The sequence below is a fragment of the Cupriavidus gilardii genome, assembly GCF_017598945.1.
GTDB lineage: Bacteria > Pseudomonadota > Gammaproteobacteria > Burkholderiales > Burkholderiaceae > Cupriavidus > Cupriavidus gilardii_E.
The window spans coordinates 33,624-48,933 of sequence record NZ_JAGFTW010000004.1; the positions used below are offsets into that span (position 1 = coordinate 33,624).

Here is a 15,310-nt window from a genome sequence, read left to right on the forward strand (position 1 = left end):
CTGACAAAGCCGACAAGTGTAGCAGGCGGGCCTTGCGCAGCGGTGGCGGCCGGCCCTCCCCCTTGCGCGAGACTCAGCGGCCGGCGGGCCGCAGCGGCGCGAATAAGCTCGCCAGATCCAGATGCGAAGCCATCGTGTCCGCCAGCCGTTCGAGCGACGCCTCGCGCAGCGCCGCCAGGTCGATCCCGTCGGCGCCATCCAGACCGCCCCAGCGCAGCAGCGCGGCGCAGCCGGCCGGATCGTCGAACAGCCCATGCAGATAGGTCGCCAGCACCTGGCCGTCGCCGGACAGCGCGCCGTCGGCGCGGCCATCGTCGAGCCGCAGCGCGGGCCGCGCCAGCGCCGGGCCGTCGGTGACGCCGAGATGGATCTCGTAGCCCGCCACGCTGGCATGCTGTCCATCCAGCAAGAGATGGCCGCGCGCCTGCCGCAGCTGCTTGTCGGCCGCCAGCACGGTGCGGAAATCGAGCAGCCCCAGACCGTCGCTGCCGCCCGGTGCGCCCTCCCGTCCGTCCGGATCCTCGATGCGGCGCCCCAGCATCTGCATGCCGCCGCAGATGCCGATGACCTTGCCGCCATAGCGCAGATGCCGCAGCAGCGCGCGGTCCCAGCCCTGTTCGCGCAGGAAGGCCAGGTCGGCGCGCACGCTCTTGCTGCCCGGCAGCACGATCAGATCGGCCGGGGGAATCGGCATGCCGGGGCCGATCCAGCGCAGATCGACGCGCGGATGCGCGCGCAGCGCATCGAAATCGGTATGGTTCGAAATGCGCGGCAGCACCGGCACGATCACGCGCAGACGCGGCGCGTTCTGGTCCTTGGCCGCCTGCGTGGCCGCCACCGCGTCCTCGGCATCGAGATGCAGGCCGTGCAGATAGGGCAGCACGCCCAGCACCGGCTTGCCGGTGCGCCGACGCAGCCAGTCCAGCCCCGGTTCGAGCAGCGAGATATCGCCGCGGAAGCGATTGATGATGAAGCCCTTGACCCGCTCGCGCTCGCTCTGGGACAGGCAGTCCAGCGTGCCGACCAGATGCGCGAACACCCCGCCGCGGTCGATATCGGCGACCAGCACCACCGGGCAATCGACCGCCTCGGCAAAGCCCATGTTGGCGATGTCCCGGTCGCGCAGATTGACCTCCGCCGGGCTGCCGGCGCCTTCGACCAGCACCACGTCGTAGCCCTCGCGCAGGCGCCGGTGCGAGGCCAGCACCGCCTGCATCGCCACCGGCTTGTAGTCGTGATAGGCGCGGGCGTCGAGGTCCAGCCGCGCACGCCCGTGGATGACGATCTGCGCACCGGTGTCGCTGCTCGGCTTGAGCAGCACCGGATTCATGTCGGTGTGCGGCGCCAGCCCGGCGGCCTGCGCCTGCAGCGCCTGCGCGCGGCCGATCTCGCCGCCATCGGCGGTGACGGCGCTGTTCAGCGCCATGTTCTGCGGCTTGAACGGTGCGACCCGCACCCCCGCGCGTGCCAGCAGCCGGCACAGGCCGGCCACCACGGTGCTCTTGCCGGCGTCGGAGGTCGTGCCCTGGATCATCAGCGTGCCGTGCAACTCGGCGCAAGGCACGGCCGCAGCGGCGGGATCGTTCGGGTCGGGATAGGTTGGCATCGCGGCGATTATCGCATCGGGTCAGGCGGGTCCGCCGTGGCGCGGCGCACCTGCCGGCCGATCCGCCCTGGCGACGGGCGATGCGCCCGCTACAATACCCGGATGGAACCCAAGGCCCCTCCTCCCGCGGCTGGCGCCGGCCAGGCCGACACGCCGTCCGATGTCGTGCTGCCCACCGGCGAAGCGGCGATCGCGGTGGCGACCCAGCCGATCGTCGACCTGCCCCGGCCCGGGCCGCGCGAACTGACGCTGGTGCTGGGCGGCGCGCGCTCCGGCAAGAGCCACTTTGCCGAGCAGCTGGCGACCGATCATGCCTTGGCCACCGGCGGTCCGGTGACCTATATCGCCACCGCCCGTGAAGACCCCGACGACACCGACGAGGAGATGCAGTTGCGCATCGCGCTGCATCGCGCGCGGCGCCCCGCCGACTGGAATCTGGTCGAGGAGCCGCTGCATCTGGCCGACGCGCTGTACGCGCATGCCCGCCGCGACGGCTGCATCCTGGTCGACTGCATGACGGTCTGGCTCAACAACCTGATCTTCCTCGACAAGCGCCCCTATCCCGAGCACGGCGTCATCACGCCGCCGCCGGCCTTCACCGAGGAGATGGACGCGCTGCTGGCCGCGCTTCCGACCCTGCCCGGCCATGTGATCCTGGTCTCCAACGAGATCGGCTTCGGCGTGGTGCCGATGGGCGCCATCACGCGGTTCTATGTCGACGAGCTCGGCCGCCTGAACCAGAAGCTGGCCGCCGCGGCCGACCGCGTGCGGCTGCTGGTCGCCGGTCTGCCGGTCGCGATCAAGGGACCGGACCCGGCATGGTGAGTTCGCTGTGGCCCGCGGCGCCGCTGGCGCCCGGGGCCGCCATTGCGCTGACGGCGCTGGCTGGCGTGGCGATCGACCGCTGGTTTGGCGAGCCGCGCCGCTGGCATCCGCTGGTGGGCTTCGGCCGCCTGGCCCATGCCGCCGAGCGCCGGCTGAACCGGCCGGGACCAGGGTCTCGCTGGCGCCAGCGCGGCGTCGGGCTGATGGCCTGGACGGCGCTGGTGCTCGGCCCCGCGGCGCTGAGCGTGCTGCTGATCGCCGCCGCCACCGACCTCGCCGGCGCGTGGCTCGGCTGGTTGCTGCACGCCCTGGGCCTGTATGCCGCGCTGGGCGCGCGCAGCCTCAGCCAGCATATCGAACCGATCGCCCGGGCGCTGGCAGAAGGGCGGCTGGCGCAGGCGCGCCAGCTGACCGCGCGCATCGTCTCGCGCGACACCGCCGATGCCGATGCGCCGGCGCTGGCCAGGGCAGCCTGCGAATCGGCGCTCGAGAACGGCAACGACGCGATCTTCGGCGCGCTGTTCTGGTTTCTGATCGGCGGCGCGCCCGCGGCGATCGCCTATCGGCTCGCCAATACGCTCGATGCGATGTGGGGCTACCGGACCGAGCGCCTGCTGCATTTCGGCTGGGCCGCGGCCCGTCTCGACGACCTGCTGAATCTGATCCCGGCACGGCTGACCGCGCTGTCCTACGCGCTGCTCGGCTCGACCGCGCGCGCCCTGCGCTGCTGGCGCGAGCAGGCGCCGGCCTGGTCCAGCCCGAACGCGGGCCCGGTGATGGCGGCGGGCGCCGGTGCGCTCGGTGTCGCACTCGGCGGGCCCGCCCGTTACCACGGCCAATGGGAAGCGCGTCCGCCGCTGGGCGAAGGCGCGCCGCCCGGCGCCGCCGACGTCCTGGCCAGCCTGCGGCTGGTGCGGCGAACGCTGTGGCTGTGGCTGACGCTGGCGGCCGCCGGCGGCATCGTCGCGCAGTGGATGGCGCTGACGCGATGAACCACCCGCATCCCCTGCCCCCGCCGATCCGCCACGGCGGCAATCTGCTCGCCGCCGCGCGCCGCTACGGCCGCGACCCGGCCGACTGGCTCGACCTGTCGACCGGCATCAATCCCGACGGCTATCCGGTGCCGCCGCTGCCGGCCGACTGCTGGCAGCGGCTGCCGCAGGACGACGACGGTCTCGCCGAGATCGCCGCGCGCGCTTACGGCGCGCCGCATGCGCTGCCGGTGGCCGGCTCGCAGGCCGCGATCCGCACGCTGCCGGCGCTGCTGCCGCCGGGCCGCGTCGGCATCGCCGCGCTCGGCTACAGCGAGTACGCGCCCGCGTTCGCCGCCGCGGGCCATCGCGTGGTGCCGCTCGGCGAAGCGGAATTCTTGCGTCCGGCCCTGGCCGATACGCTCGATCATCTGGTGGTGGTCAATCCGAACAATCCGACCGGGCGTCGGGTACCGCGCCAACGGCTGCTCGGCTGGCATGCCGCGCTGGCCGCGCGCGGGGGCACGCTGCTGGTCGACGAGGCCTTTGCCGATGCGCAGGCTGCCGATGAGGACAGTGATTCGCTGGCGCCGGACAGCGGCCGTGCGGGCCTGATCGTGCTGCGCTCGCTGGGCAAGTTCTATGGACTGGCCGGCGTGCGCTGCGGCTTCGTGCTGGCGCAGCCGGACCTGCTGCGGGCCCTGGGCGAGCAACTAGGCCATTGGACTGTTTCCGGACCGGCACGCGCGGTGGCCCGGCTGGCGCTGTGCGACACCGATTGGCAGGCCGCCACGCGCTCGCATCTTCGTGCGGCGAGCGCGCGCCTGGACGCGCTGCTGCGCGCGCACGGACTGGCCCCGGTCACCTTGCCGCTGTTCGCCTGGGTGCCGCATGCCGAGGCAGCGCGGCTGCATGAGGCACTGGCGCATGCCGGTGTCTGGACCCGCCTGTTCGACGCGCCGGCGTCGTCCGTGACTCCGAACGATTCCACCGGCCTGCCGAGCCTGCGCTTCGGCCTGCCGCCCGACCGCGACGCCTGCTGGCAACGGCTTGCCGACGCCCTCGCCACGACCCTTCCGCTCTGACATGCCCGTTCTGCCGTTCCTGTCCTGCCGACGTCGGCGCCCTGCCGCCACGCGGCTCGCCGCCGTCGCGATGTCTGCCGCATTGTTTGCGGCGCTGATCGCCACCGCACTGCCCATCCGCGTGCACGCGGCCGTCACCGTCATCGACGATGCGGGCCAGACCATCACGCTGGCGCAGCCAGCGCGCCGCATCGTGTCGCTGGCCCCGCATGTCACCGAGATGCTGTTCGCGGCCGGCGGCGGCGACCGCATCGTCGGTACGGTCAACTACAGCGACTATCCGCCCGAGGCCCGCGCGATTCCCCGCGTGGGCGACAACAAGGCGCTGGACCTCGAACGGATCGCCGCGCTCAAGCCCGATCTGATCGTGGTCTGGCGGCATGGCAACGCGCAGAAGCAGACCGAGCGCCTGCGCGCGCTCGGCCTGCCGCTGTTTCACAGCGAGCCGCGGCGGCTGGCGGCGGTGCCGGACAATATCGAGAAGCTCGGCGTGCTGCTCGGCACCGGGCCGACCGCGCATGCCGCGGCCGAACGCCTGCGCGCGCGCATCGCGGCGCTGGGCAAGGCCCATGCCGCCCGTCCGCCGGTATCGGTGTTCTATCAGGTCTGGCAGCAGCCGCTGATGACGCTCAACGGCCAGCATATGGTCAGCGACATGCTGGCCCTGTGCGGCGGCCGCAATGTGTTCGCCGACGAGACACCGCTGGTGCCGACGATCTCGGTCGAAGCGGTGATCGCGCGCAACCCCGAGGCGATGATCACGGCCAGCATGGGCGCGACGCCGGCGGACCGCCCGCTGGCCGATTTCGCGCAATGGCAGCGCTGGCAGCAGCTGACCGCGGTGGCGCGCGGCAATCTGTTCACGATCGACGGCGACCTGATCAACCGGGCCGGCCCGCGCGCGGTTGATGCCGCGGAGATCCTGTGCCGTCAGCTCGAAGTCGCGCGAAGCCGGCGGCCCGCGCACTGATACGGTCGCGACGCTGGCGCGGCACCATACGCGTCGGCCATCAGCCCGCCGTGCGATTCCACCACAGCAGGCGCCCGGGCCGCGCGCCGCCTGGATCGAGCCGGAAGCCGCAACTGGCGCCCCAGCCGAGCTGCCAGTCCAGCGTGACGGACAGCGGCAGGCCGAGCCAATGCGCGGCCAGCATCCGCATCGGGCCGGCGTGGCCGATCGCCCAGAGGCAGGGCACGGATGCCGGTTTCGCGATGGCGTCGGCCCATTCCGCGACGCGTGCGTACGCGGTGCGCGCCGATTCGCCGCCGTGCGGGCGGGCATCCATCAGATCGGCCGCCCATCGATCGAGCCCGTCGCGCGGCACCGCGTCCCAGCGTTCCCCTTCCCAGGCGCCGAAATCGAGCTCCAGCAGCCGCAGATCGCTGTCGATCGCCGGCGCCGTTTCACCGGCTTGCGCCACGTACGCCCGCGCGATGCGTTGCGCGGTGACGCTGGCACGCCGTGCGGGACTGCTGAGGATGCGGCGCGGAGCCGGCACGCCATTGGCGGACCCGGCCGACGCCGCCGCGGCGACGATCGCCTCGGCCGGCGGCGACATCGGTTCGGCCAGCGGCAGATCGAGCCGCCCATAGCAGACGCCATCGTCCACCGCGGGACGAGCATGCCGGATCAGGACCAGATCCATGCCGCCGCCAGCAGATAGATCAGCAATTCGCCCAGTTGCTGCGCCATGCCGAGACAGTCGCCGGTATAGCCGCCGATGCGGCGCACGAAATAGCGGCCAAGCACCAGCCGCAGCAGCGCCAGCGCGGCGATGGCGGCGGCACCGAAGCCCGGCGCCACCGCCAGCAGCGGCAGCGCGCCGCACGCCAGCACCAGGGCCAGACCACGCGGCGACAGCCGCTGCGCGACGGGCTTGGCCTTGCCTTCGGCACGCACATAGTCGAGCGTGGCCAGAAAGCTGACCGCCATCGCGCGGCTGGCGGCATGCGCGGCCACCAGTACCAGCAGCAGTTCGCGCAGGCCGCCGCGCTGGCCCAGCGCCAGCAGCAATTGCCATTTCAGCAGCAAGGCCAGCGCCAGCGCGAGCGCGCCGAAGGCGCCGATGCGCGAATCGTGCATGATGCGCAGCACGTCCTCCCGTCGGTAGCCGCCACCGAAGGCATCGACGCAATCGGCCAGGCCGTCCTCGTGAAAGGCGCCGGTCAGCAGCAGCGTGGCGCCGATGCCGATCAGCACGGCGACCGCGGGTGGCCACAGCAGCCACGCGGCCAGCGTCGCCAGCGCGGCCACCGCGCCGACCATCAGCCCGACCAGCGGGAAATAGCGCGCGGCCGCATGCAGATAGTGCGGGGCGAAGCCGACCCAGGCGGGTACCGGTATGCGGGTGAAATAGCCGACCGCGGTCAGCAGGTAGCGCAGTTCGTCGCAGGCGCGGTGCAGCAGGCGCTCGCTCGGCCGCGGTTCTTGCCGATCATGCAGCGGCTCGGGTGTGGGCTCGGTCGGCATCGTCGCAATGGGGCGGAGGGCGGAGGGCGGATGGCGTGGCGCGAGTCTATCGCGGCGGGGCGCTGCCGGTCGTGCCCTCGATCGCGGTGGCAGTACTGACGCCGGCCGCCCCGAAGGTCGCCATCTCGCGCAGGAAGGCCACCGCCGATACCACCAGCGGATACGCCAGCGCGGCGCCGCTGCCCTCGCCCAGCCGCAGGTCCAGCGCCAGCAGCGGTTGCGCGCCGAGGTGGTCCAGCAGCGCGCGATGGCCCTGCTCGTGCGAGCAATGCGAGAACACGCAGTACGCCAGCACATTCGGATCGAGACGCCATGCGGCCAGCAGCGCCGCCGACGCGATAAAGCCGTCGACCAGAATCACCATCCGCTGCGACGCCGCGGCGAGAAAGGCGCCGGCCATCATCGCGATCTCGAAGCCGCCCAGCGCGGCCAGCGCATCGAGCGGCTGGACCGCATCGGCATGCCGCGCCAGCGCGCGCTGGAGCAGCGCCAGCTTGCGCGCCAGTCCGGCGTCGTCCAGACCGGTGCCGCGCCCGACGCAGGCCGCGATCGGCAATCCGGCCAGCCGGCTGACGAGGCAGGCCGCAGCCGAGGTATTGCCGATGCCCATCTCGCCGAAGCCGATCACATTGGTGCCCTGCGCAGCGTGGTGCATCACGCGAGCGGCGCCGGCCGCCATCGCGGCCTCGGCCTGCTCGCGCCGCATCGCCGGCTCGTCGACAAGGTTGCGCGTGCCCGCATCGATGCGACAGTCGACCAAACCCGGTGCCGCGCCGGTCGGCGTGCGCACGCCGGCATCGACCACCTCGAGCGCGATGCCATGCTGGCGCGCGAACACGTTGATGGCCGCGCCGCCGGCGACGAAATTGCGGACCATCTGCACCGTGACGTCGGCAGGATAGGCGCTGACGCCGGCATCGGCGACGCCATGGTCGGCGGCGAAGACGATCATCGCCGGGCGCCGCAGCTCGGGCCGCGTGGTGCGCTGAATCAGCCCGATCTGCAGGGCCAGCGACTCCAGCCGGCCGAGGGCGCCGAGCGGCTTGGTCTTGTCGTCGATCGCGGCCTGCAGCGCCGGACGCAGGGTGTCGTCCAGCGGCGCGATCGCGGGCAGTGCGAAATTCGATACGATGTTCGATACGGTGGTCATGGCTTACATCTCGATGCCGCGCTGGGCCTTGATGCCCTGCTGGAACGCGTGCTTGACCGGCGTCATCTCGGTGACGGTGTCGGCCGCGTCGATCAGCGCGGGCGGCGCGCCGCGGCCGGTGATCACCACATGCTGCATCGGCGGCCGCGCGCGCAGATCGGCAATCACGGAGTCGACGTCCAGATAGTGCAGCTTCAGCGCGATATTCAGTTCGTCGAGCAGCACCAGCCCGATCGATGGGTCGCGCAGCAGTTCGCGCGCAACTTCCCACGCGGCCTCGGCCTTGGCCACGTCCCGCGCCCGATCCTGCGTCTCCCAGGTATAGCCCTCGCCCATCACGTGGAAGCGGCATTGGTCGGGAAAGCGCCGCAGGAACATTTCCTCGCCGCTGGCAAACGCACCCTTGATGAACTGCACCACGCCGGTCTGCATGCCGTGGCCCAGCGCGCGGATCACCATGCCGAAGCCCGAGCTCGACTTGCCCTTGCCGTTGCCGGTGGTGATCACGATCACGCCCCGCTCGTCCTGCGCGGCGGCGATCCTTGCGTCGACCACCGCCTTCTTGCGGACCATGCGCGCCTTGTGGCGTTCGTCGCGGCCGGCGGCCTCGTCGCTGCTGTCGATGTCGTTGTTGTTGTCGTGGTTTGTCATGGCGGTAAGCGGTGAGTGGCGCGGGCGTGCCTCATGCCGGTCCATTGGCGATCAACGCCGTGTGCGCGCCCTGCGCGACGGCGACGATCGGCGTGCGCAGCGCGCGCGAACAGTGGGCGGGCGTCAATATCTCGTCGGCCGGCCCGTGCAGGCAACTGCCGTCCTCGGCCATCAGCAACGCGTGCGTGGCATAGCGGCGCGCCAGGTTCAGGTCGTGCAGGATCAGCATCGCGGCATGGCGGCCCGCGCCGGTCAGGCGCGCGAGCGTGTCCAGCACCAGGATCTGATGGCGCAGGTCCAGATGCGCCAGCGGTTCGTCGAGCAGCAGCAGCGGCGCCTGCTGCGCGAGCACCGCGGCCAGCGACACGCGCTGGCGCTCGCCGCCGGACAGCGTCAGCACATCGCGGCCCGCCAGGTCCGCCAGGTCCAGCGCTTCGAGCAAGGCCGCGACCACCGCATCGTCGTCGCGACCGCTCCAGCCCCATCCCGACAGATGCGGATGACGGCCGACCGCGACCGCGTCGTGCACGGTCATCGAAAAGGTGTCGTGAATGGCCTGTGGCAGGTACGCGCGCCGGCGGGCCAGCAGGTCGGGCCGCTGGCGCGCCAGCGTCGCGAGCGGCTCGCCGTCCAGCAGAACCTCGCCGCGCTCGGCAGGGCGCAGGCCGGCCAGCACGGCCATCAGCGTCGATTTGCCGACGCCGTTGGGGCCGAGCACGCACCACAGCTCGCCCGGGCGCATGGTGAAATCCAGCGCGTCGAACAGCGTTCTGCCGCCCGCGCGCAAGCCCAGCCCATGCAGCGACAGCTGCGGGCAAGGCACGGTAGGAACGGTCCAGTCGACAAGCGTCGTCATTGCGGATCCCTCATCGCGGCCGGCGCAGCAGCAGGAACAGGAAGGTCGGCACGCCGAGCAGCGCCGTGATGACGCCGACCGGCAGCTGCGCCGGCGCGATCACGGTGCGCGCGATCAGGTCCGCCGCCATCAGCAGCGTGCCGCCCAGCAGCGCCGCGGCCGGCAGCAGCAGGCGCTGGTCGTTGCCCCAGGCGAGCCGCACCAGATGCGGCACCACCAGCCCGACGAAGCCGATCGAGCCGGCGGTCGTGATCGCCGCCGCAATGGCGACCGATGCAATCAGATACGCCAGCAGCCGTACCCGGCCGACCCGTACCCCGAGCGACTGTGCAACGGTCTCGCCGAGCAGCATCACGTTCAGCGCGCGCGCCATCGGCAAGGTCAGCAACAGCGCCAGCACCAGCGTGCCGAGCGCCAGCCCGTAGCTGGCGGTGCCGCCCAGATCGCCGGTCAGCCAGAACAGCATGCCGCGCAGCCGCGCCTCGGGGGCGATGCTCAGGATCAGCGTGATGACCGCCCCCCAGCCCGCGGCGAGGATCACGCCGGTCAGCAGCAGCCGCGAGCCGGCTTCATGATGGCCGCCGACGACCTGCGGATGCAGCAGATCGCGCCGCGCCAGCGTCGCGACCAGCACCATCGACACCAGCGCGCCGCCCGCCGCGCCGGCCTGCACGGTCCACAGCGGCGCCAGCGTCAGCATGGCCAGCAAGGCGCCGGTGGCCGCGCCGCCCGATACGCCGAGCACATAGGGCTCGGCCAGCGGATTGCGCAGCAGCACCTGCATCATGGCGCCCGACAGCGCCAGCAGGCCGCCGCAGGCGAACGCCGCCGCGGCGCGCGGCAGCCGCAGCTCGCGCACGATCGCGGCCGCGGTCGGATCGGCCGGCGCATCTGCCGGTACGAACAGCGCGTGCCAGACCTCGGCCAGCGACAGGCCGACGCTGCCGACCGCCAGCGACAGCAGGAACACCGCGACGGCGGCGCCGGTCAGCAGCGCGCATACGGCTAGCGCGCGCCGCATCTCAGCGGCGCCGCGCATCGGCCTGCCCGTCGTCGCTGTCTTCGCTGTCGCCGCCGTGCGCATCGATGCCGCCTATCGCTGGCGCCAGCCGAGCGTGATGAAGCCGGCCCGGCCCTGCGTGTTGTAGGGGTAGGCCAGCTGATAGTCCTTGTCGAACAGATTCTCGACGCGGGCGGCGATGAACCATTGCTTGTCGATGTTGTAGCGCGCGTTGAGGTTGACGATACCGTATCCGCCCAGCGTGCGCGAGCCGCTGTCCCGGCGCGACGACGACACGATCCACTGCCCGCCGAAGCGCCAGTTGCCGACATCGCGGCCGAGATCGAGCGCCGCATGCCGGCGCGCGCGGCGCAACAGCTGGGTGCCGGTCTGCTCGTCGACCGGGTTCTGCATGGTGACGCTGGCGGTCACGTCGGTGCCGAGCAGGCGCGCGCGCCACGAGGCCTCGATGCCCTCCACCTTCGCGCTGCTGACGTTCTGCGCGAGGAACAGGCCGCTGGGCTGCAGCGCCGAGGTGATCAGGTTGTCGTATTGCGTGCGGAAGGCCGTCACGCGCAGCAGGCCCGCGCCCTTGCTGTCGTACTGCGCGCCGATCTCCACCGAGCGCGCCCGCTCCGGCTGCAGGTTCGGCTGGCCGTAGTTCGGGTAGTACAGCTCGTTGAAGGTCGGCGCACGGAACGCGTTGCTGGCATTGGCGAGCAGCTTGAACTGCTCGGTCACGTAGTAGCCGTAGCCGGCGAAATAGCTGCCCTTGTCGCCGAAGTCCGAGTAGTGGTCGTTGCGCAGGTTCAGCTGCAGCTGGTGCTTGCCGATGCGGCCGTCGTAGCCGCCGAACACCGACACCACGTTGCGGCCGGGCGCGCCGTACGAATTCGAATCGAACTGCTGCTGCAGATATTCGGTGCCGAACATCAGCTGATGGCCCTTGGCCAGCGCGTATTCGTTCTGCCAGGTGAACTGGCGCGTGCGGGTCTTGAAGCGGCTGTCGAACACGCCGTTCAGCGTGTTGTCGCTGTCGTCCTCGCTCTGCGCGACCTTGAAGCGCGTGGTCCAGTCGGGCGTCAGCTTGCCGTTGACGAAGGCCGACAACGTATAGAGCTCGCTCTCGCTGCGCCAGTCGTCGGTGGGACGTCCGAAGGTGCTGTCGTAGGACAGCTTGCTCCTGCTGTAGTAGGCGGCGACGCCCGCTTCCCAGTCCGGCGAGAAGCGGTGCTTGATCTGGCCCGAGACGCTCTTGTTCTCGTAGGGGTTGTCGTTCGGATTGGCGCGCGGCTGCAGGCGCGTGTTCACCGCCGAGAAGCCGTCGGTCTTGAAGATCGAGCCGGTCAGGTTGAACGAGGTATCGCCGACCTGGCCGCCGTAGCCGACCGTCGCGCGGCGCGTATTGTCGCTGCCGTATTCGATCTGGGCGTTGGCCGCGGGCGGCTTGCCCGCACCGCTCTTGGTGAAGATCTGCACCACGCCGCCGATCGCGTCGGAGCCGTACAGTGCCGACACGTTGCCGCGCACGACCTCGATCCGGTCGATCTCGTCGGGCAGGATATTGGCCAGTTGCGCGGTGCCGCTGCTGGCCGAGGCGATGCGCACGCCGTCGATCAGGATCAGCGTCTGGTTCGAATTGGCGCCGCGCATGAACAACGTGGTGTTGGCGCCCATGCCGCCGGTGGCGGCCAGCTCCACACCGGCCTGCGTGCGCAGCAGCGAACGCAGGTCGGGGGCCTGGCTGTTGGCGATCTCCTGCTGCGTGATCACGGTGGTATGGGGCAGCGCCTCGTCCAGCGGCTGCGCGGTGCGCGTGGCGCTGACGACCACGGGCGCCAGCGTGGTGGCCGGCGCTGGCGCGGCCTGCTGCGCCAGCGCGGGGCCGGCCGCGCACAGCGTCGTGGCGGAGAACAGCGCGGCCTGCGTGCGATGGCGCGCAAGATCGCGGGCAAGCTGGACGGCGATGACATGGGCGCGGACGCGCGCAGTCGGGCGCGGGGCTGGCAGTGCCAGGCGACGCGACCTCGAAGACGATGAAAGCATGGTGCTCGAGCGGAAGTGATAGCCTGGCCCGTTCCCCCGCGGACCGTCTGGCGGTGAGGCTGCGAGAGGCGCGATGGCGACCGGCATGCCCGCATCCAGGCCGGTATCCGGGCTGGCGATCGGCACCGCCCGCCTTCCCGGAACCGTCGGTCCAGTGGCGTGTGGGGCGGTGAGGCGAAGCCGGCGGGCGTCGAGACGATCGTGCGATCGGCTCGGGCGCGGCGGCGATCGCAATCGCTTACCGTTGCGGGGGCAGCACAGGTTGGCCCAGCCTCGCGCGGCGGCATGGCGGACTCCCTGTTTCCCGTTTAACTGCAATCCGGCGAGGACCGGATCGCGAGCACCTGAAAACGCGCGTGAGTGTAGGCAGTTTGCCGGCCCTCGTCAAATCGGCGACGGGCGCGGCGCATTGCGCCGCACCGTGCGCCCAGGGTGCGCTCATTGAGGCCGTTGCGCGCAGATCGATGCAACTTCGACGGGAATGCACGGTCACAATCGCTTCCCGCAGTGATGACGCGGACCATGCATCGGCTAGAATCCCGTTACCTGACACCCTGAGATACGACAGGCCCATGCTGACCGAACTCGAACAACTGGCCGCCAAGATCGGCCGCGTGCTGCACCACGCGGATACGCTGGCGGCAGAGAACCAGCGGCTGCGCGAGGAGATCGAACGCCTGCAGGCGGAGGCCGCGCAGCTGCGCAGCGATCGCGAAGCGATGGCTGCCGATCGCGAACTGCTGAACATCAAGATCGAGGAAGCGCAACTGCGCATCCAGTCGATCCTCGACAAGCTACCCACGGCCACCGACGCGCGCCAGCTGGATCTGCTCGAGGAAGGCGAGCTGCCTGCCGAGCGCATCCAGGGCGAGCCGCGCGGCGCCCAGCCTTCCGGAGAACACGCATGAGCGGCAACAAGCAAGTCGAAGTCCATATCGCGGGGCAGCCCTATCGCTTCGCGATCGCTCCCGAGAACGAGGCCGCGCTGCTCGAAGCGGTGGCGCTGGTCGACAACCAGATGACGCGGATCAAGTCCGGCGCCTCGACCAAAGGCGTCGAGCGCGTCGCAGTGATGGCCGCGATCAGCATCGCCTCCGATCTGCTCGCGCTCAAGCGCAAGCAGCAGGAGGACGGCGCGATCCCGGTGGACGCGGTACGCGCCCGCATCCGCGAGCTGAACGAGCGCGCCGACGAGGCGCTGCGCCAGTACGCGCATGTCGGCACCAGCGTGGGCAGCGGCATCGGCAACACCGTTGGCAACACCGTATCGCCGGCGCAATCGTGACCCCTTGAATTGCACGCAGGGGCCCGCATATGGGCCCTTGTGCAAGGGTCTTCACCATAGCGGTATAAGCATGTGAAGACCGTGCCGCGGCTGCCACGCAAAATGTAACGACAAGCCAGGACCCGCTTGGTATGCGCAAAAGCCCGGTGTATAGTGGAGCCACTGCACGAGGTACCAAGGTGCAGAAACATGGTCGGGTTATCGCGCCTGACCGCCGTTCTCCTCCATCCTGATAGAAACGGCAAACGTCTGACCTCCCCCGGACTTCGATGTCCGGGCCAAATTGGATAGTCAGACGTTTGACAGTTTCCCTGCCTGGTTCGCGAAGGTCATAACTCCTTGAACCGATATGCATTGCATGGTGCGGGATGATGCCGTGTGGGCGAGCGCGTCACAGTGTTCATAGCGTAGGCCTCGAGCCTGGGCTCCCTGAATAGGTGATGTACCCGAAATGCGGCTTCCGCAGCCACACTGAACCTCACTTGGGTTCAGGATGCCGACCCAACGGCCGAGGCGGGGACCCATGCAAGAGGCGATGGTCTTTGGACCATCGCCTCTTTTTTTTGCCGGCGCGTTGGCCCACGTGGTCGATGCCGGTGCGGGCGATGAAGGCGCTTTCACGGTATGCTTGCCGCGTCGCGCCACCGCTGCAAGGCCCTTGCCGCGTCCTCGCGATGCCGTTCTCACCATCCACGACGTGCGAGCATGAGTTCCTCCGACAAGAAGGCGGCCACCAGGTCCGCCGCAAAATCGGCCACCAAAGCCGCCGACAAGACGACTGACAAGCCGACCGACAAACCGGCCCTCGGTACGTCCCGCGCGCGCCAGTACTGGCTGATGAAGTCCGAGCCCGACGAGGCGAGCATCGATACGCTGGCCGAGCAGGGGCGCCTGCCCTGGACCGGGGTGCGCAACTACCAGGCGCGCAACTTCATGCGCGACGCGATGCGCATCGGCGACGGCGTGCTGTTCTACCACTCGTCGTGCCCGCAGCCCGGCATCGCCGGCCTGGCCGAGGTCTGCTCGACGCCCTACCCCGATCCCACCCAGTTCGATCCTTCCAGCAAGTATCACGACCCCGCCTCCAGGCCGGAGCAACCGCGCTGGGAACTGGTCGACGTCAAGTTCGTCCGCAAGTGCGAGCTGATCTCGCTGGCGGAACTGCGCGAGCATGAAGAACTGGCCGACATGGTCGTGCTGCGGCGAGGCAACCGGCTGTCGATCACACCGGTGACGCCGCAGGAATGGCAATTCATCACCACGCGGCTGATGGGACGCCGCTGATGGAACGCCTCTGACGGCGTGCGATGCGCGCGGCCGGTACACGCACCGCCCGCGAGATAACCATAACGAAAAACATCACCA

15 protein-coding genes and 1 riboswitch are annotated in these 15,310 nt (G+C 70.4%); of the genes, 7 read left to right on the top strand and 8 right to left on the bottom strand.

Annotated features, from left to right (window positions below):
- Nucleotides 1–73 precede the first annotated feature (73 nt).
- Nucleotides 74–1,534, bottom strand: a complete 1,461-nt coding sequence (locus J5T34_RS02000) for a cobyric acid synthase (protein WP_208578312.1) — start codon at nt 1,532–1,534, stop codon at nt 74–76.
- Nucleotides 1,535–1,708: 174 nt separating this feature from the next.
- Between J5T34_RS02000 and cobU the strand changes: the two genes are divergently transcribed.
- From cobU to J5T34_RS02020, 4 genes are all read left to right on the top strand, one after another.
- Nucleotides 1,709–2,431 carry a bifunctional adenosylcobinamide kinase/adenosylcobinamide-phosphate guanylyltransferase gene (gene cobU, locus J5T34_RS02005; RefSeq protein ID WP_208578195.1) on the top strand — a complete coding sequence of 241 codons (723 nt, stop codon included), beginning with the start codon at nt 1,709–1,711 and terminating at the stop codon, nt 2,429–2,431.
- Nucleotides 2,425–3,423: an adenosylcobinamide-phosphate synthase CbiB gene (gene cbiB, locus J5T34_RS02010; protein WP_208578197.1), complete on the top strand. Its 999-nt coding sequence runs from the start codon at nt 2,425–2,427 to the stop codon at nt 3,421–3,423. The genes cobU and cbiB overlap by 7 nt, the downstream gene beginning before the upstream one ends.
- Entirely contained in the window at nt 3,420–4,487 is a 1,068-nt protein-coding gene (gene cobD / locus J5T34_RS02015; RefSeq protein WP_208578199.1) for a threonine-phosphate decarboxylase CobD, read from the top strand. The genes cbiB and cobD overlap by 4 nt, the downstream gene beginning before the upstream one ends.
- Nucleotides 4,488–4,557: 70 nt before the next feature.
- Nucleotides 4,558–5,457 carry a cobalamin-binding protein gene (locus J5T34_RS02020; RefSeq protein ID WP_208578201.1) on the top strand — a complete coding sequence of 300 codons (900 nt, stop codon included), beginning with the start codon at nt 4,558–4,560 and terminating at the stop codon, nt 5,455–5,457.
- Between the two features lie 40 nt (nt 5,458–5,497).
- On the opposite strand, the gene J5T34_RS02025 is transcribed toward J5T34_RS02020, so the two are convergent.
- Genes J5T34_RS02025 through J5T34_RS02055 form a run of 7 tightly spaced genes read right to left on the bottom strand, consistent with a single transcriptional unit; the run spans nt 5,498 to nt 12,660 of the window.
- Nucleotides 5,498–6,133, bottom strand: a complete 636-nt coding sequence (locus J5T34_RS02025) for a histidine phosphatase family protein (RefSeq protein WP_208578203.1) — start codon at nt 6,131–6,133, stop codon at nt 5,498–5,500.
- Entirely contained in the window at nt 6,118–6,957 is an 840-nt protein-coding gene (locus tag J5T34_RS02030; RefSeq protein ID WP_208578205.1) for an adenosylcobinamide-GDP ribazoletransferase, read from the bottom strand. Before J5T34_RS02030 ends, J5T34_RS02025 begins: the two co-directional genes overlap by 16 nt.
- Before the next feature lie 46 nt (nt 6,958–7,003).
- The gene (gene cobT / locus J5T34_RS02035; RefSeq protein ID WP_208578207.1) at nt 7,004–8,107 is read right to left on the bottom strand and encodes a nicotinate-nucleotide--dimethylbenzimidazole phosphoribosyltransferase; all 1,104 of its coding nucleotides are present in this window, start codon (nt 8,105–8,107) and stop codon (nt 7,004–7,006) included.
- A gap of 3 nt (nt 8,108–8,110) precedes the next feature.
- Complete coding sequence (gene cobO, locus J5T34_RS02040; RefSeq protein WP_208578209.1) at nt 8,111–8,758, bottom strand: cob(I)yrinic acid a,c-diamide adenosyltransferase; 648 nt, start codon at nt 8,756–8,758, stop codon at nt 8,111–8,113.
- Between the two features lie 31 nt (nt 8,759–8,789).
- Nucleotides 8,790–9,614 carry an ABC transporter ATP-binding protein gene (locus tag J5T34_RS02045; protein ID WP_208578211.1) on the bottom strand — a complete coding sequence of 275 codons (825 nt, stop codon included), beginning with the start codon at nt 9,612–9,614 and terminating at the stop codon, nt 8,790–8,792.
- Between the two features lie 10 nt (nt 9,615–9,624).
- Nucleotides 9,625–10,653, bottom strand: coding sequence for a FecCD family ABC transporter permease (locus J5T34_RS02050; protein WP_244258652.1), 1,029 nt, complete (start codon nt 10,651–10,653; stop codon nt 9,625–9,627).
- A 54-nt stretch (nt 10,654–10,707) separates the two neighbouring features.
- Nucleotides 10,708–12,660 carry a TonB-dependent receptor domain-containing protein gene (locus J5T34_RS02055; RefSeq protein WP_208578213.1) on the bottom strand — a complete coding sequence of 651 codons (1,953 nt, stop codon included), beginning with the start codon at nt 12,658–12,660 and terminating at the stop codon, nt 10,708–10,710.
- A gap of 81 nt (nt 12,661–12,741) precedes the next feature.
- Nucleotides 12,742–13,023: riboswitch (cobalamin riboswitch) on the bottom strand.
- Between the two features lie 209 nt (nt 13,024–13,232).
- On the opposite strand from J5T34_RS02055, the gene J5T34_RS02060 reads away from it, so the two are divergent.
- From J5T34_RS02060 to J5T34_RS02070, 3 genes are all read left to right on the top strand, one after another.
- Entirely contained in the window at nt 13,233–13,568 is a 336-nt protein-coding gene (locus J5T34_RS02060; RefSeq protein ID WP_006577387.1) for a hypothetical protein, read from the top strand.
- Nucleotides 13,565–13,945: a cell division protein ZapA gene (locus J5T34_RS02065; protein ID WP_208578215.1), complete on the top strand. Its 381-nt coding sequence runs from the start codon at nt 13,565–13,567 to the stop codon at nt 13,943–13,945. Before J5T34_RS02060 ends, J5T34_RS02065 begins: the two co-directional genes overlap by 4 nt.
- An 837-nt stretch (nt 13,946–14,782) precedes the next feature.
- On the top strand, nt 14,783–15,229 hold the full coding sequence (locus J5T34_RS02070) for an EVE domain-containing protein (protein WP_208578317.1): 447 nt from the start codon (nt 14,783–14,785) through the stop codon (nt 15,227–15,229).
- The last annotated feature ends 81 nt before the right edge of the window (nt 15,230–15,310 follow it).

What these genes read in the sequence shown, in the direction of transcription:
- J5T34_RS02000 (WP_208578312.1), bottom strand. Translation starts at nt 1,534, where the DNA reads ATGATCCAGGGCACGACCTCCGACGCCGGCAAGAGCACCGTGGTGGCC.
- cobU (WP_208578195.1), top strand. Translation starts at nt 1,709, where the DNA reads ATGGAACCCAAGGCCCCTCCTCCCGCGGCTGGCGCCGGCCAGGCCGAC.
- cbiB (WP_208578197.1), top strand. Translation starts at nt 2,425, where the DNA reads ATGGTGAGTTCGCTGTGGCCCGCGGCGCCGCTGGCGCCCGGGGCCGCC.
- cobD (WP_208578199.1), top strand. Translation starts at nt 3,420, where the DNA reads ATGAACCACCCGCATCCCCTGCCCCCGCCGATCCGCCACGGCGGCAAT.
- J5T34_RS02020 (WP_208578201.1), top strand. Translation starts at nt 4,558, where the DNA reads ATGTCTGCCGCATTGTTTGCGGCGCTGATCGCCACCGCACTGCCCATC.
- J5T34_RS02025 (WP_208578203.1), bottom strand. Translation starts at nt 6,133, where the DNA reads ATGGATCTGGTCCTGATCCGGCATGCTCGTCCCGCGGTGGACGATGGC.
- J5T34_RS02030 (WP_208578205.1), bottom strand. Translation starts at nt 6,957, where the DNA reads ATGCCGACCGAGCCCACACCCGAGCCGCTGCATGATCGGCAAGAACCG.
- cobT (WP_208578207.1), bottom strand. Translation starts at nt 8,107, where the DNA reads ATGACCACCGTATCGAACATCGTATCGAATTTCGCACTGCCCGCGATC.
- cobO (WP_208578209.1), bottom strand. Translation starts at nt 8,758, where the DNA reads ATGACAAACCACGACAACAACAACGACATCGACAGCAGCGACGAGGCC.
- J5T34_RS02045 (WP_208578211.1), bottom strand. Translation starts at nt 9,614, where the DNA reads ATGACGACGCTTGTCGACTGGACCGTTCCTACCGTGCCTTGCCCGCAG.
- J5T34_RS02050 (WP_244258652.1), bottom strand. Translation starts at nt 10,653, where the DNA reads ATGCGCGGCGCCGCTGAGATGCGGCGCGCGCTAGCCGTATGCGCGCTG.
- J5T34_RS02055 (WP_208578213.1), bottom strand. Translation starts at nt 12,660, where the DNA reads ATGCTTTCATCGTCTTCGAGGTCGCGTCGCCTGGCACTGCCAGCCCCG.
- J5T34_RS02060 (WP_006577387.1), top strand. Translation starts at nt 13,233, where the DNA reads ATGCTGACCGAACTCGAACAACTGGCCGCCAAGATCGGCCGCGTGCTG.
- J5T34_RS02065 (WP_208578215.1), top strand. Translation starts at nt 13,565, where the DNA reads ATGAGCGGCAACAAGCAAGTCGAAGTCCATATCGCGGGGCAGCCCTAT.
- J5T34_RS02070 (WP_208578317.1), top strand. Translation starts at nt 14,783, where the DNA reads ATGAAGTCCGAGCCCGACGAGGCGAGCATCGATACGCTGGCCGAGCAG.